This is a genomic window from Fundicoccus sp. Sow4_H7 (assembly GCF_052115865.1).
In the GTDB taxonomy this organism is placed as follows: Bacteria; Bacillota; Bacilli; order Lactobacillales; family Aerococcaceae; genus Fundicoccus_A.
Genome location: NZ_JBQKME010000004.1, coordinates 193,333 through 208,288, shown reverse-complemented (window position 1 = coordinate 208,288; position 14,956 = coordinate 193,333). Strand labels below are relative to the sequence as shown.

Below are 14,956 nucleotides of genomic sequence, written 5' to 3'. Positions count from 1 at the left end.
TGGATGGCGAAAGTTATCGAATGAAACATAAAGAAAAAATATTTAAAAGTTAATCAACGAAAGTGTCCATTCTTATTTAGCGTTTCTGTCCATTTGTACTTGACGGTTACATGTATTTGGTCTTGAAGATGAATTATCACTATATAGCGGCGCAAAACCCTTTGCTACGGATCAGATGAAGCACGCAAGAAAGCTTCGAAATTAAATATAGAATTGATTACAACCAATTTAGTAGGTAAAAAAACGGATTCTTGTAAAGGTCAATTCGTAATGAACGAAGATATGAATACAATCACCCACTGTCCTATGAGACAGTCCCCAGAAAAGTGCAGTTATTGGGATCATGAAGGCGGTACCTTCCGGCTAACAATGGAAAAAGAAAAATGTCAAGACTGTCCCTTGAGAGACCGTTGTGGGATTAAATTTCAAAAGAGAGTAGCTACTATCCAGATCCTAAAAAATACAATTCACTTGGCGCGGTATAAACTTCTCCTCCTAACACCAGAATATAAAGCTTATGCACGTATCCGAAATGGTGTAGAAGCAATCCCATCCCTGTTGCGAAGAAAGTATCGCGTAGATTGTATACCAGTACATGGTTTAGTGCGGACAAAATTAAGATTTTTCATGAAAATAGGAGCAATTAATGTGAAAAGAATGATAAAGAGTCTGGAAATTAAAGCAAAGCTGGCTTAAATAACGTTGAGAGAATTGAATAATGTATAGTTTATTTTTTTTTTGCAATTTTTAGGATGAAGCCCTCAAAATATGAAACCTGCTCTCGAAAAAAACCCACTTTTGACACCCGAATCATAAATTAAAATAGATTAATCTCTATTGTCTTTTAAGTAGCGATAGAGTGTTGCCTTGCTTATATCAGTCATTTCAGTAATTTCTTTTACGCTGTACGCCTGACTACCATACAATTTTACTGCTCGATCAATATCTTTCTGGTTAACACGCGGGCGGCCACCTTTACGACCTCTAGCACGAGCACTTTTCAAACCTTCTTTTGTACGTTCTACAATTAGATCACGTTCAAACTGACTAAAAGCTTGGAAAACTGTCATCATTAAACGGCCGTGGGGGGTGCCGGTATCGAAGTTTTCTTTCAAGCTTACAAGTTTTACCTCATGCTCTTCAAAGTAGGTAACAAGATCAATCAAATCCTTTGTACTACGACCTAGACGCGAGAAACTTTCCACAATTACCGTATCTCCCGGACGAATTTTATCTTTTAAACGATTTAGTTGGGGACGATCCGCTTTGGTTCCCGTCATTTTCTCAGTTAGGATTTCATTACAATTTTGTTCATTGAGTAAGTCTAATTGACGATTTAGTTCTTGTGAACGCGTACTCACCCGGGCATAACCATAGATGTATCCACTCATGCTTTTCTTCCTTTCGTACTTTAATTCTGCCTTCATTGTATCATAAAAGGGGGTTATAGATACGTAGTTAATGTAACAAGTTATGATACAGAATATCGCCTCTTTTATTTAATAAAAGAGGCGATATGATTTTGTCTCATAATCGATTGTTTTTGATACAGAGGGATCCTCAGTCCTTTTGGAAATAAGGAATGCTAAAGAGTTTCCCTTTATATTATACTGAACAGGTAAACAGAGAACAGGATATTCCATTTAATATCTGTAGCGGCCTTAAATGGAGTGACCATTCTACTTAGTATCGTGAAGGAGTGATTGCCATGTGGACGAAAAAGAGAATTACTTATAACACAGTGGTAGGAGGTAACACTGAAAACTAACCTCCGTTACTACAAAGGAGGATTTTTATGAAGATTCGAGAATACGAAGACCAAGACAAAACATCATGGATTCGCTGCCGAGTAGTATCCTTTTTGGACAGCTCCTATTTTGATGATGTTCAAAACTTTCGGGAAGAATACGAGAACCCTGTTATTCAAATGGTAGCAATAGAGAATGGGCAAGTCGTCGGCTTTCTGGATTGTGAGTATGAGGAGAAACCGGGAGATGCCTGCTACTTTGAGGGTTCAAAAGGCGGAGTGATTTGGCATTTAGGAGTCTTACCTGAATATAGGGGGCAGGGTTTAGCAACCGCTCTCTGGCGGGCAGCCCAAGAAAAGCTGAGAGAGAATGGGGTCGAACGGGTAGAGGTTTGGACCCAGGATGACATGGCTGCAACGCAGTGGTACCTTAAGCAAGGGTTCCTGTTCAGGGAAGCGTATCTGAATGCTTATTTGAAAGGGAATGCAAATAATTCGATATTACAGAGTTTTATCAGTTTTGAAAATATAGGAGAAGTATACGGGATCCGAAACTTCAACTTCGAAGCGCCAATCGAGCGAAAAGAAGAATTGGAAAAAATCTGCTACCGTCTTCATGAAGTGCGTGTCTATGAAATGAATATCTGAAGCAAGAAGACCCTGAGTAAAATACTCAAGGTCTTCTTTAGTATAGTAGCTACAATTTCCGGAATCCGGTGAATAGTGCAGATAGATAACTCCTAAAAGAAATGCATAATAAATCCAAAAATAACGGGGACAAAAAGTGATTGACCGGAATTCCAAAAACTATTGCAGACGATTCAAACGGGTGATACATTGGTGGTCACAAAGTTAAACCGATTCGCACGCAGTACTCAAGACGAATTGAATACAATCAAGTATCTTTTTGAAAAAGGTGTGCGGATCAATGTACTTAATTTAGGTATAATTGAAAATACTTCTACAGGAAGATTAATTTTTACAATTTTTAGTGCTTTTGCGGATTTTGAACGCGATCTCATCGTTGAAAGAACACAAGAAGGAAAAGAAATCGCAAAACAGAGACCAGGCTTTAAAGAGGGACGTCCTAAAAAATTTTCTACGCAACAATTAGCTCTAGCTATGCAACTTTTAGAGATACATTCTTATTCAGAAGTTGAAAAGATGACTGGTATCAGCAAAAGCACTTTAACTCGACATAAACGAAAGCTGATTACACAAAAACAGAGTGGCTTTCAGATGTAGAGTAAATTATTGGAAGAGACAGATTTTTAAGGTCGATTTTAAGAAGTTTTCGCGGATAACTATAAGTGAATTAATTTGAAAATGGCTTAAAATGCTTTATTTAGAAGTGTAAAATTTATTATTTATGGTATTTACGAACTTGAAATTAAATGTTCACGCAACAAAAACAAATAAAGCGAGATTTCTTTAATTGGAATTATACCTATCGAATAATATTTTTAAATTTTTTTAAGCGAAATAGGATAAACATAAAAAGGGCGGATTTTATAATGAAGTTAGCCACTTCTAAAAGTCCATAAAAAAACGCCACGTGAAATTCATGTTAATATTGAAGTTACCACAACTCTCAATAGAAAAGGATGAATTCACATGACGCAAGAACAGTTTAACACGAACTCACGAAAAGGGAAACACCTATCTTATCAAGAACGTTGTCAAATTGCGATTCTTAAGAAAGAAGGTTACTCTAACCGCGCTATTGCCAAGTCACTAGGTCGTTCACCTCAAACCATTCATAATGAAGTGAAAAGAGGTTCGGTCACACAACGGAAACGTCAAAAACAAAAAGGAAAAATTTATGACTATACCTACACTATTTACGATGCTGATACTGGAAAAGCTCAATATGACCAACAACGTCTCAATTGCGGTAGAAGACCTAAATGGGCGAAAATGAACGCCTTTGTTGAGTGGGCAGACACTAAGATGTTGGAAGACAAATGGTCGCCAGATGTGGTCGTTGGCTTTGCTCGTGAAAATGAATTATTTGAGACTGCTATCATCCCTTGCACAACAACTTTATATCACTGGATTGATAGTGACGTCATGAAAACACGCAACCTGGATTTATTAGAGAAACTCTCGCGAAATACCAAGAAGAACACGAAGAAAGCCCGCCGAAACCAACGCGTTTTAGGTCCTTCTATCGAAGAGCGTCCTCAAGAAATTGAGACAAGAAAGAGTTTTGGACATTGGGAAATTGATACAGTTATTGGAAGTAAAGTTGCCTCGGATCCCGTATTGTTGACGTTAGTTGAACGAAAAACTCGCTATGAAGTCATTCTGAAAATCAAGGATAAAACGGCTCAGGCTGTGGATGAAGCAATTGAAAGTTTGCATCAACGTGCGGGTGAATCATTCTCTCAATTATTTAAGACGATTACGTCAGATAATGGGTCTGAATTTGCAGGGCTTCATACATCTTTACAAGAGGTCGTCAATGTCTATTTCACTCACCCTTATGCCTCTTGGGAGCGTGGTACAAGTGAGAATCAACATAAGATCATTCGCCGCTTCCTGCCTAAAGGTCAACCGCTTGAAGCTATATGCGATAGACAATGCCTGCGTATCCAAAACTGGATGAACGATTATCCACGTAAGCAATTAGGCTACCAAACTCCACATGACTTATTCATTCGAGAATTTCATAAAGAACGTAAAAGGGAACCAGTGGCGGAACCCGTCAGTGCTTGACAAAGAGCCTCATTCGGCATGATTTTATAGCTGTAAAGCTGACATATGCGAGACTACCATGCCTCAACTCATTATCAAGCACTGACTCGATCCAAAAAGAAAATAGAGCTAGTAAATAATTCAAAGAAAAGTGGCTAACTTAAACTTGAAATTTACGCTTTTTAATTTATACTAATCTAGTAAACGATATTTTATAAAATTCTATGCCCAAATAAAATTTCTACCCCATTCATTGTTTGAGTTACGAGTAAATACTAGTCTTTCATGCATTCTTGTTTTTCTTCCTTGAAAGAACTCAATTTTGTCTGGAATGACCTTAAACAAAGACCAATTTGGGTTGATTAAATCTGGATTCGATTTTAGTTCTTTTTGTGTTTCTTCAACTGCGAGGTGCATTGTCTGAATATTTTCCAGTAACTGACTTTGTTTTTGGACTAAACAGATTGATTTAGAGCCTATTGAACGTTTCTTAAAATCATCGATACTATCAGTTTGGTGACATTTTTCAACACGACCACTCACTATGATTTGTTGTGACAGTTCTTTCCAATAAAAATTTAAACTTGCATTAGGGTTTTCAGAGAGCTGTTCTCCTGCAGGATTAGCTTTGCTTGTAGAAAAATAGAAATTAGATTCCTCATCAACATGTCGAACAAGCAACACTCTTGAAGTGATAAAGCCCTTTGTATCTGCGGTTGCCAACACCATCGCTTGTGGTTCAATCACTTCATAGTTAATCGCTATGTCTAACCATTTGTAGAATAATTTACTAGGATTATTGCCTACGTTTTCCCAATCTAACTTAAGTTTATCTCCTTGTAGTACCTTTAATTCTTTAATTTTTTTACTATACTCCATTATTTTCACCTCAATGTTAGCTTATCTTACTTTTAGTAAAAAAAACAATATATAATGAGAGAATAACGATAACTAAAACCTATCAATTGAAGAAAGGAGTTGTCAGTTTGGAACTTAATTTGCATCACCTAAGAATTTTTTATACTGTAGCAAAGGAAAAAACAACGTACAATGCTGCTAAAGCATTGAGAATATCACAACCCTCTGTATCATCTCAAGTTAAGCAATTTGAGGAAACAATTGGTATTTCTCTTTTTCAGAAGAAGGGAAGAAACATTGTACTAACAGAGTTTGGTATATTACTTTTTAACTATGCAAAAGATTTATTCAGTGTTGAAAAAGATATAATCTTCGAAATTAACGAGTATAAAGAGACACTGACTTTACAAATTGCAGGACATCAATTAGCGATAGAGAAGCTGTTAAATCCTATGATTAAAAAATTTAAGACTACACAAAGAACTACAGACGTAAATATTTCTATAAAGAGTACAAATGAAAGTATAGAATTACTAAAGAACGATAAGATTGATTTAGCAATAATAGGATTAAATCCTAATCTTGATTTTGAATTAAATGAAGTAAAGTATTCAAAGGTTCATTTACTTAATGATCGTTTTTGTTTCGTAGTAAGATCTAATTTTGATACGTCGACAGATATATCCAAAAACGAATTAACCGATTTAACATTTGTCGGTAGATTAGAGAATAGTTATTCACAGTCATTACTTGATAGGTTGCTGAAAAATAATTTACAGTTTGAGTTAAGATTCGAAAATGCTTCATCAGCTCTTGAATATACACTTTCAAATGATGTAGTTTACTTTAGCTCTTATGCTCTAGTTCGTGAATATATTGAACAATCTCTACTAAAAGAAATACAAATATTTGATAATCATGATTTTTCTTTAAGTCATCAAATTTATGCAATTTATAAAAAGAAGAATAAAACAAATAAACTTATCCAGCAATTTTTGAATCTAACTGTGTAAAATGTTAGAAAGGGAGTTTGTTATTTTAAATATAATAACAAACTCCATATAAAATATTTTATTCTACAATCTTGCGGTTACTTCCGTTCTTTGGGAGTGTCAACTTAAATTGAAAAACTTGTGTCGCTTTAGTCTGCTGGTCAAGATATTTCACTGCTAGCGATACTGTTACTTGATTATCCCTGCGATTATAGAAAAGGTTTTATAAGTTCTTGAAAGATAGAAGCCTTTCCGAATGGTTTTAATATCCCATCATTTACTTAGTAAGAAAGTTTACTGGCTGTAGTTGTAGGATAGAGTTTGAAGAATGTTGTAAAAAACTCATTGATTTCAGTGGTTGTGATGCAACGCAAACGCAACGCTTTAAAAACGTACGTTGCTAAAGCGTGGTGCAAGGCTTTAATCTCAGGATTTGAGGAGCATCGCTAAGCGTTTAGCGATGCAACGCCAATGCAACGCCTTGTTGTGAAGAGAGATAAAATTTACTTAAGTTCAACATTAGGTTAACTGGTTATGAGATGCTTTTCTATCATGCGACTCGATGATACGGACATGCGTATCATAAATGATGATAAAATTGAAAACAATTTACAGACAAATGTTAGCGAGACCTTTACGAATCTAGCTTTTTTGTCTTCCGGTTAGGAGCAGACAAGATAGTTGCCTGGAACACAAAATTAACGTCATGTTTAGTAACAAAACTAAACAGAAAAAGTGAAATGGATCGACATGAGGGGGGGTAACATGGCCTTTGATTATGAACTGGATTTCGCTCAGATAAACTTCCGGGACCAGCCTGAATTGTATCGAGTGGGCCGAGGAGAACAAGGGGTGCTTCTGGTAGAACCTTATAAAAGCGAGATACTACCACATTGGCGTTTTAAGACTCCAGAAATTGCTAAAGTATCTTCTGACAAAATCTACCAGCTGTTTTTGGATTACCAGGCAGCCGGTGATTTTGTGGGTATGGATATGAGTCGGAAGTTTCTTCAAATGGGCTACACTAGATCTAGACGTTACGCCAATTACAAAGGTGGTCGCAAATATGATGAAAATGGCGACATAAAAGAAAGAATAATAGACGAAGAAAAAGCAAAGTCAGCTACCATTTTTGAAGAGAAGTGGAAAATTGTGAGGGAAAATGAAGCGTATTTAAAGTTGAAGAAAGAACATCAGAAAAAGTACGGCTGAAAAGAAGTCATTCCTAAGGAGCGAGTGGTATAATAGAGAAAATAATTCTATCAAAGGAGGGGTTATAGAACATGGTCAAGGCATTTGGCTTATTTTTTGAAGATAAACGTATTTGGCTTATTCTAGGAGGGAGCGTGCTCTTTTCTTTCATTTTAGCGATTGGTGTTATCTTGCTCGACACCAGAATGATAAATGTGGTGGACTATTTCCCGACTGTTTTTCTAACGAGCGTCAATCTGGCCAAATCAATCTTGAGCCTGCTAGCGGGTTCCCTTTTTTCAGTGGCAACCTTCACGTTTGGGACGATGTTATCGGTCATTTCGTTCTACTCATCTAATTTCAGTCCCCGGACTGTTGAGAATTTTCTCTTACAGAAAACATCTATGCAAACTTTGGGGATTTTTCTTGGTGGTTTTATTTATTGTCTTTCCTCTTTGTTTTTTATGCGCAATTCAGAAGATGAATATTTGGTTGTTTCGGCCTCCATTGCCTTATTGTACGCCCTTGCCTGCGTTTTTTATTTTACGAAGTTCGTTTATAATGTGGCAATATCCGTACAATTGAACCATCTTGTGACTAAATTGTACAAGGAGGCCGAGTCAGTTGCGGATGAAACGATTGAATACTTTCAAGAAATGCCTTTGTTGGATCATCTTCCTCAAATAGACACGCTACACATCTTCACAGTAAAGGCTAACGAGAGTGGTTATGTTGAATATATTAATTTTAATCGACTAGTTGAACTGAGCAAGGAATTCAAAGGCACCATAGTGCTACATCTAAGAATAGGAGAGTTTATTTCCGCAAATCAGCCGCTAGTCGATTTATACACTAACCGAAAAGTTAAAGATGAATCACAGCTCCAAGCGGCAATAAACCGCACCCTAACTTATGAAGAAAAACCTTCTTCTATGTACGATCCAAATTTTGCTCGAGCTAAATTGATTGAAGTAGCTCTGAGGGCGGTTTCGCCAGGCATAAATGATCCTAATACCGCCATTTATATCTTAAACTACAAGGCTTTGTTGGATTCAAAATTTGCCAGTATACCAGGAAGGTTTGTGGTAATGGGCGAAGACACTGATGAGACATTTTCTTCGGGAGGTAACGTGATTTATGATTTCAATAATTTTCCAAAAGACTTATATGAAAGTTATTGGCAATTAATTCACTATATGAAGCAAGATATTTCTGGAGTGGTGGCACTGTTTGACTCTTTGTTGACAGTTGCTTATTCTGCACATCCGAAGAAGCTAAACTATATTAAGGATTACAGTAATTATCTGTTTAATCTAACGAGTCCCAATTTTACGGAAAGACTAGATATTCAAAATATCGAGGAACGCCAACAACGTATTCTAGGGATTAACCATCCTGAGCTAGAGGAATGAGCTTGAAACTGAAAACTATCTGTGTTATTTTTCGCTGAAAGGTTTATAATATTCTCTTTAGTTCAAAACACAAAGAATGCCGGTTTAGTTCAGTTGGTAGAGCATCGCACTCGTAACGCGGGGGCCGTAGGTTCGATCCCTATAGCCGGTATCACATTAATTTAGAAAGTACATCAAGGTTTAACCCCTGAGATGTACTTTTTTTCTGGCTAATATTTCCCAAAACCAAATCGTCACACATCCGTCGGTAAACTTGCTGGAAAAGAAGGTGTCGCATTATAATTGGATACGGCGCTCTAATAGTGCCACCTCGTCGCGGTTCATTGTACCACCTAAATCGCTATTGTTTGTACCACCCAAATCACTCTACTAGGACCACTTTTGTGGTTCTTTTTGTTCTTCTAATGGTATAACTAGGGAGTATGAGGAAATCATACAATAATATGATGGAGGTGCAGATATGCCCAATTATTTAGAAATGGTGCGGCTACACGAAGCGGGTTTTAGTTTAAGACAGATAGCTAAAATTGTTGGTTCTGGTAGAAGTACAGTCACAAGAACGGTCAATATTGCTCAAGAAAAAGGTTTAGGATACGAAGGATTATCTCAATGGTCAGTGAAAGAAATCGAAGAGTTATTTAGAGTGTCTCAGAAAAAACAGGCGATTACTTACCATGTGATGCCAAATTATGAAGCCTTATCGAAGGATTTAGTCAAACCAGGTGTCACGATGCAGTTATTGTGGGAAGAATATGCTCAAACTTGTCGACTAAATGGACAGATTTACTATCAGTTGACTCAGTTTAAAAAGTACTTCAATGATTATCTAAATAAAACGAGATTTAGCCACATACTCAATCATAAGGCTGGCGAACAAATTCAAGTGGATTGGGCAAAATGTAAAGCTTTACATTTTGCCCAGTCTACTTCTACAGTAACGCTTATGTAGCCAAAGACTACGTACAAAATATGCACCCCGATGCCTTTGTCGATGTTCAGTTGAAACATGTAGTTGTGGAATAAGCAAGATCATATCATTAAAAGCTCCCTTGAGTCAGCTTTCGGTAGATAGCGGGCTTGAGGGGATTTTATTTGGAGAGATTGGGATATAGTGTGCCAGTTGCTGCAAGGTGAATGAGAAAGGAAAAGACCGGGTAGGTGGTGCAACCCGGCCAAATGAGGAAGGCAAAGTCCGGGTAGGTTGGTTTACCCGGCCAAATGAGGCTAGGAAAGACCGGGTAGGTGGTGCAACCCGGCCAAATGAGGCAGGAAAAGACCGGGTAGCCGTTGTTACCCGGCCAAATAAAAAAAGAAAAGACCGGGTAGTCGTCCCCCATCTCTACTAGGCCAAATAAGAACGCGCCAAAAACCTAACCAATCGACCTCTCCTATATTTACACGCGCTACTCTATTTTCCAGCTATTTTATGGTAAGCTTAAAAAAATGACTATAAGTTTGGGGTGAATGAGGATGAAGATTATGTTAATTGAAGATGACCTAATTATTGCTAAAGAATTAGGCCGGTCGTTTGAGACTTGGAATTATGAAGTCTATATTGTGACGGATTTTGACTATATTATAGAAGAGTTTAGGCAATTCCAACCACACCTTATATTGCTAGATGTGAATCTGCCCTCATATAATGGCTATTATTGGTGCCAAGAAATTCGTAAGGAGTCGAATGTTCCCATCATTTTTATCTCGTCTTTATCTGATTCGATGGATATGATTATGGCGATGCAGATGGGCGCAGATGATTATATTGTGAAGCCGATTGATCGGCAGTTTATGGTGAGTAAGGTGCAAGCTTTATTGCGACGGACCTACGACTTCGCTATTCAAACCGACCAATTCAAAGCGGGCGAAGCGACTTTGGATGTGAGTCGGTCAACCATTGCCTCTCATGGCCAGGAAGCAAGCTTAACTTTTACTGAATTACAGATTATGACCATCTTATTCCAGCAGAAAGGTCGCTTCGTCCAGCGTGAAGCGATTCTAGATTACTGTTGGCAGAACAATCAATTCATTGATGATAATACCTTAGCGGTGAATATGACACGCGTTCGTAAGAAATTGAGAAAGCTTGGCCTAGATAATTTTATCGAGACAAAGAAGAATTATGGCTATCGAATCAGTGAAGAGAAGGCGGGGAATCATGATGATTAATTTTCTCAAAAGTGAAATAGGCCCCATAATATTATTTCTAACTATGCTTTTAACAATATGGCTGAGTTTTTTGTTGTTTGACATTTCTATGGAAGCTTTTGGGGTATTGTTCTGGCTTCTATTCATTATTATGGGCGTCTACTTAACTTACAAGGCAGTCAACTTTAAAAAGCAGACTTCTTTCGAAGAGAGATTGGAGGAAGTTGAGGCAGAATTAGTGCGGGTGAAGGAAGATGGCTTAAGGAAGCGAACAGATTTGGAAGAATACTTCATTATGTGGGTGCATCAGATGAAGACGCCCATTACAGCGAGTCAACTCGTCCTAGCCAATCCCGATGAAGATGCTCTACCTAAGTTGCGTCAAGAGATGCTCTATATTGAGAATTACACCAATATGGCCTTGAACTATGTGAAATTATCCAATCCTACAACAGATATGGTGATTAGTAAGCGATCTTTAGATGATATTCTCTCTCCAATAATCCGCAAATACCGATCGCAGTTTATCCAGAAGAAGATACGTCTCCACTATCAAGTCATTAATTCAGAAGTTGTAACCGAAGCCAACCTAACAAGTTTAATGATAGAACAGCTCTTGAACAATGCCTTAAAATACACAGACCAAGGTGATATCTGGATTCAGTTCAATTCCGAGACTTATCAGTTAGAGATTAAAGATAGTGGTAGGGGCATTAAGGTGGAAGACTTGCCTAAGATTTTTGATAAGGGGTATTCCGGCTTTAATGGTCAGCTAAATCAAAAATCCAGCGGGATTGGTCTATATCTAGTGAAGTTAATCTCTCAACGTCTGGACCAAGAAGTAAACGTACAATCTACTCTCAATCAAGGGACATCTTTTACTATTCAATTCCATCGGGATATCCAAACTTACAATATTGTAAGATAAGCAGCGTTCATTGTAAGTTTAGGTAAAGGAAGGAAAACACAGTATTCTCTATACTTTAACTATCGATTAAACAATGAATTAACGGAGGGATATTATGTTACTAGATGTTCAAAATGTAAAAAAGGTATATAAGTCACGTGGTAACCAAACAACCGCCTTGCAGAGTATTGATTTTGGCGTGAACGAGGGAGAATTTGTTGCCATTATGGGAGAGTCAGGGTCAGGAAAGTCGACCTTGCTTAATATTATCGCCACCTTTGATCAACCGACAGAAGGGTCAGTCTATCTGAATGGCATGAATACGTCAGAGATTAAGAAAGATAAGATTGCCATGTTTCGTAGAGAACAATTAGGTTTTGTTTTCCAAGACTTTAATGTCTTAGATACTTTCTCTAATCGAGATAATATACTGTTACCCCTTGTGCTTTCGAATAAGTCAGTGAAGGATATGGATCAAGCTATCAATCAGATTGCGCCGATGTTGGGCATTGAAGAATTACTCGACAAATACCCTTATGAGATTTCTGGAGGGCAGAGACAACGTGTAGCCATTGCGCGTGCTATTATTACTAAGCCTTCTTTACTCTTGGCAGATGAACCAACAGGTGCTTTGGACTCTAAGTCTTCAGAGCAAATTTTACACATCTTAGAAGACTTGAATGACGCTGGTAATACTATTCTGATGGTCACCCATTCCACTTATGCTGCTTCATTCTCTAAGCGGGTCTTATTCATTAAAGACGGAGTGGTCTATCACGAATTATATAGAGGAGATGAGTCGAATCAGTCTTTCAATGAACGTATCTCGCAAAGCTTAACTTTATTAGCGGATCGAGGTGCTTAAGATGACACTCTCATTACTAACCAAGCTGGCGATTGAAGGAATTTCTAAGCGTAGAACCATTTATTTCCCCTATTTTTTAGCGGTCGTTCTGATTATGGCTTTGGAATATATTATGGTCTCTTTAATCTTTAACGACTACGTTCAGACTCGCCATCCTGCTCTTCCTACGATTATTATGATGGCTGTCTTCTTTTCAACCTTACTCATCGTTATCTTTATTCTCTATGCTAACAACTTTATTCAGAGACAAAGACGGTTAGAGTTCTCCCTCTATACAGTCTTAGGTCTTGAGGGCAAACACATTAGAGGCGTTATTTTCATTGAACAGCTACTGACGGCCATCATTGGCAGTGTGCTTTCTGTGGGTATAGGTTTTGTCTTTGGTAAATTAGTATTCATGGGCTTGAATCGATTGATTCGCGATGCAGGGGCAGGGCTCTCTGATTATCCATTTAATATGCGAGCAGCCCTGATAACGACAGCAATCTTATTGGGGATTATGCTTTTAATCTTCATTATTAATAGTTTACGCTTAAGTCGATTGAATCCCTCAGAGTTATTAAGCCAAGTGAATGCCGGGGAAGCTGAACCTAAGTCGCGTTGGTTTTTATTATTGATTGGGCTTGTGACTTTGGCATGGGGCTACTATATAGCGTTGACGACGACAGACGTTTTAGATGCCTTGATGAAGGTGTTCGTCGCTATTTTCTTAGTAATTATTGCTACCTATGCTTTGTTAACCAGCCTAAGTATTATTAGTTTAAAATTAATGAAGAAGAATAAAGACTTCTATTATAAGCCAGTACCATTTCTATCCATATCTGGAATGTTATATAGAATGAAAGCCAATGCGACCAGCTTGGCGACGATTGCTATTCTATGTACCGGAATTGTATTGACCTTAGGTACGACGTTGACTCTATATTTAGGCATGGATGAGCAAGTTGCTAGAATGACCTTATATGATTTTGAATTGAATTATCTTCCTGCAGAAACTGAGTTGGATGATGCTTCGATTCAAGAGGCTTTACAACAAGCGCGGTTGAATCTGCAAGGAGATGGTGAAGTTGAGGGAGTTAGCTTATTCAGACAAGTTATTATGCCTGCCCAATATCAAGAGGGAGAATTCCAAGCGATTGAAGGAACGAGTAATAATAGGTTGTGGTATATCATTGGAGAATCACTAGATGACTTTAACAATTACTATAATCAGAATATGGAATTAGCAGAGGATGAAGTTCTTCTTGTCTCAACCTCCTCAGATATTAATGGAGCTGGACACATTCAGATTGCCGGCCAAGATTATCGGACACAATTAATTAATTTGGATTACTTGCCGATGAATATGGTCGGTCAGATTACCTTAGTTGTTTTTCCGGAAATAGAGGATCTGAATCACTTAATTGACGCGCTTCCATTAACAGATATCGATGGCAATCCTGTTGAGAATCTGATGATGTACTCACTCTACTTTAACGCAAAAGATGGGGCGACTAAGAATCATATTGAAGAAGCTATCGCCACGAATAACTTTATTCATCTCGAAGAGAATGGCCTTGTTCGAGCTATATCAGGTGCTCAGACTGCGAGTGACTTGTACATGCTGAATGGTGGTTTCCTATTTTTAGGAATCATAGTGGGGCTAGTTCTTATCATCGGTACAGTCTTGATGCTATATTTCAAGCAAGTCTCTGAAGGATACCAAGACCAAGAGAAATACCAAATCATGCGAAAAGTCGGTCTGCCAGAAAACTTAATTAAGCAAACGATTAGACAGCAAATATTCTGGGTCTTTGCTTTGCCGATTATGATAGCGGTGATTCATTCACTCTTTGCTGGTAAGATAATGTACAGCTTGCTTGGAATAGTAGGCATCGTCAAGATTCCGACATTCCTTATAGGTTACGGGTCAGTCTTGTTGATATTTATTGTGGTTTACTTATTGTTCTATGCTATTACTTCTCGGGCATATTACCGGATTATTAATCAATAGTGGGTGTGGAATCTAGATTGATGGACATTGTTAGAGGAACGAAGTCCGATTAGCTTGAATAACGGACATCGATTAAGTAGCGGTGTCTTTTTCCGTAATCGGTGCCAGACTTCATCGAAACAAGAACCTAACTTTCAATATTATTGGAA

The 14,956-nt window shown here is 37.8% G+C and carries 13 protein-coding genes, 1 tRNA gene and 2 pseudogenes; 13 read left to right on the top strand and 3 right to left on the bottom strand.

The features are described from left to right. The first annotated feature begins 270 nt into the window (after positions 1-270). Positions 271-696, top strand: coding sequence for a transposase (locus ACTQ54_RS06145; RefSeq protein ID WP_373780892.1), 426 nt, complete (start codon positions 271-273; stop codon positions 694-696). A 131-nt stretch (positions 697-827) separates the two neighbouring features. Here the strand turns inward: ACTQ54_RS06145 and ACTQ54_RS06140 are convergent, their stop codons facing one another. Beyond that, positions 828-1,391: a recombinase family protein gene (locus ACTQ54_RS06140; RefSeq protein WP_441755252.1), complete on the bottom strand. Its 564-nt coding sequence runs from the start codon at positions 1,389-1,391 to the stop codon at positions 828-830. Between the two features lie 404 nt (positions 1,392-1,795). On the opposite strand from ACTQ54_RS06140, the gene ACTQ54_RS06135 reads away from it, so the two are divergent. The 3 genes and pseudogenes from ACTQ54_RS06135 to ACTQ54_RS06125 all read left to right on the top strand — a co-directional run bounded on the left by ACTQ54_RS06135 (position 1,796) and on the right by ACTQ54_RS06125 (position 4,465). Further along, the gene (locus ACTQ54_RS06135) at positions 1,796-2,395 is read left to right on the top strand and encodes a GNAT family N-acetyltransferase (protein WP_166162151.1); all 600 of its coding nucleotides are present in this window, start codon (positions 1,796-1,798) and stop codon (positions 2,393-2,395) included. Positions 2,396-2,512: 117 nt separating this feature from the next. Beyond that, positions 2,513-2,992: pseudogene (locus ACTQ54_RS06130) on the top strand (recombinase family protein); the annotation flags it as partial. A 369-nt stretch (positions 2,993-3,361) separates the two neighbouring features. After that, positions 3,362-4,465 carry an IS30 family transposase gene (locus tag ACTQ54_RS06125; RefSeq protein WP_441755251.1) on the top strand — a complete coding sequence of 368 codons (1,104 nt, stop codon included), beginning with the start codon at positions 3,362-3,364 and terminating at the stop codon, positions 4,463-4,465. Between the two features lie 201 nt (positions 4,466-4,666). Here ACTQ54_RS06125 and ACTQ54_RS06120 read toward each other — a convergent pair whose 3' ends face one another. Next, positions 4,667-5,323 carry a pyridoxine/pyridoxamine 5'-phosphate oxidase gene (locus ACTQ54_RS06120; RefSeq protein WP_441755250.1) on the bottom strand — a complete coding sequence of 219 codons (657 nt, stop codon included), beginning with the start codon at positions 5,321-5,323 and terminating at the stop codon, positions 4,667-4,669. A gap of 107 nt (positions 5,324-5,430) precedes the next feature. Here ACTQ54_RS06120 and ACTQ54_RS06115 point away from each other — a divergent pair, with 107 nt between their 5' ends. Continuing rightward, complete coding sequence (locus tag ACTQ54_RS06115; protein WP_441755249.1) at positions 5,431-6,315, top strand: LysR family transcriptional regulator; 885 nt, start codon at positions 5,431-5,433, stop codon at positions 6,313-6,315. Positions 6,316-6,373: 58 nt separating this feature from the next. Here ACTQ54_RS06115 and ACTQ54_RS06110 read toward each other — a convergent pair. Further along, positions 6,374-6,659: pseudogene (locus ACTQ54_RS06110) on the bottom strand (conjugal transfer protein); the annotation flags it as partial. Between the two features lie 400 nt (positions 6,660-7,059). Here ACTQ54_RS06110 and ACTQ54_RS06105 point away from each other — a divergent pair. The 8 genes from ACTQ54_RS06105 to ACTQ54_RS06070 all read left to right on the top strand — a co-directional run bounded on the left by ACTQ54_RS06105 (position 7,060) and on the right by ACTQ54_RS06070 (position 14,807). Further along, positions 7,060-7,506 carry a DUF4385 domain-containing protein gene (locus ACTQ54_RS06105; RefSeq protein WP_138404456.1) on the top strand — a complete coding sequence of 149 codons (447 nt, stop codon included), beginning with the start codon at positions 7,060-7,062 and terminating at the stop codon, positions 7,504-7,506. A gap of 71 nt (positions 7,507-7,577) precedes the next feature. Next, the gene (locus ACTQ54_RS06100) at positions 7,578-8,897 is read left to right on the top strand and encodes a DUF2254 domain-containing protein (RefSeq protein ID WP_022796604.1); all 1,320 of its coding nucleotides are present in this window, start codon (positions 7,578-7,580) and stop codon (positions 8,895-8,897) included. Positions 8,898-8,975: 78 nt separating this feature from the next. After that, positions 8,976-9,048 (top strand) — tRNA-Thr (locus ACTQ54_RS06095). Positions 9,049-9,357: 309 nt separating this feature from the next. Next, positions 9,358-9,846, top strand: a complete 489-nt coding sequence (locus ACTQ54_RS06090) for a helix-turn-helix domain-containing protein (RefSeq protein WP_441755248.1) — start codon at positions 9,358-9,360, stop codon at positions 9,844-9,846. 530 nt (positions 9,847-10,376) lie between these two features. After that, a complete protein-coding gene (locus ACTQ54_RS06085; RefSeq protein ID WP_441755247.1) occupies positions 10,377-11,063 on the top strand; it encodes a response regulator in 687 nt (228 codons plus the stop codon). A gap of 73 nt (positions 11,064-11,136) precedes the next feature. After that, positions 11,137-11,970, top strand: a complete 834-nt coding sequence (locus ACTQ54_RS06080) for a sensor histidine kinase (protein ID WP_441755246.1) — start codon at positions 11,137-11,139, stop codon at positions 11,968-11,970. 94 nt (positions 11,971-12,064) lie between these two features. After that, positions 12,065-12,814, top strand: a complete 750-nt coding sequence (locus ACTQ54_RS06075; protein WP_441755245.1) for an ABC transporter ATP-binding protein — start codon at positions 12,065-12,067, stop codon at positions 12,812-12,814. 1 nt (position 12,815) lies between these two features. Next, entirely contained in the window at positions 12,816-14,807 is a 1,992-nt protein-coding gene (locus ACTQ54_RS06070) for an FtsX-like permease family protein (RefSeq protein WP_441755244.1), read from the top strand. Positions 14,808-14,956 lie beyond the last annotated feature (149 nt).

What these genes read in the sequence shown, in the direction of transcription:
- ACTQ54_RS06145 (WP_373780892.1), top strand. Translation starts at nt 271, where the DNA reads ATGAACGAAGATATGAATACAATCACCCACTGTCCTATGAGACAGTCC.
- ACTQ54_RS06140 (WP_441755252.1), bottom strand. Translation starts at nt 1,391, where the DNA reads ATGAGTGGATACATCTATGGTTATGCCCGGGTGAGTACGCGTTCACAA.
- ACTQ54_RS06135 (WP_166162151.1), top strand. Translation starts at nt 1,796, where the DNA reads ATGAAGATTCGAGAATACGAAGACCAAGACAAAACATCATGGATTCGC.
- ACTQ54_RS06125 (WP_441755251.1), top strand. Translation starts at nt 3,362, where the DNA reads ATGACGCAAGAACAGTTTAACACGAACTCACGAAAAGGGAAACACCTA.
- ACTQ54_RS06120 (WP_441755250.1), bottom strand. Translation starts at nt 5,323, where the DNA reads ATGGAGTATAGTAAAAAAATTAAAGAATTAAAGGTACTACAAGGAGAT.
- ACTQ54_RS06105 (WP_138404456.1), top strand. Translation starts at nt 7,060, where the DNA reads ATGGCCTTTGATTATGAACTGGATTTCGCTCAGATAAACTTCCGGGAC.
- ACTQ54_RS06100 (WP_022796604.1), top strand. Translation starts at nt 7,578, where the DNA reads ATGGTCAAGGCATTTGGCTTATTTTTTGAAGATAAACGTATTTGGCTT.
- ACTQ54_RS06090 (WP_441755248.1), top strand. Translation starts at nt 9,358, where the DNA reads ATGCCCAATTATTTAGAAATGGTGCGGCTACACGAAGCGGGTTTTAGT.
- ACTQ54_RS06085 (WP_441755247.1), top strand. Translation starts at nt 10,377, where the DNA reads ATGTTAATTGAAGATGACCTAATTATTGCTAAAGAATTAGGCCGGTCG.
- ACTQ54_RS06075 (WP_441755245.1), top strand. Translation starts at nt 12,065, where the DNA reads ATGTTACTAGATGTTCAAAATGTAAAAAAGGTATATAAGTCACGTGGT.
- ACTQ54_RS06070 (WP_441755244.1), top strand. Translation starts at nt 12,816, where the DNA reads ATGACACTCTCATTACTAACCAAGCTGGCGATTGAAGGAATTTCTAAG.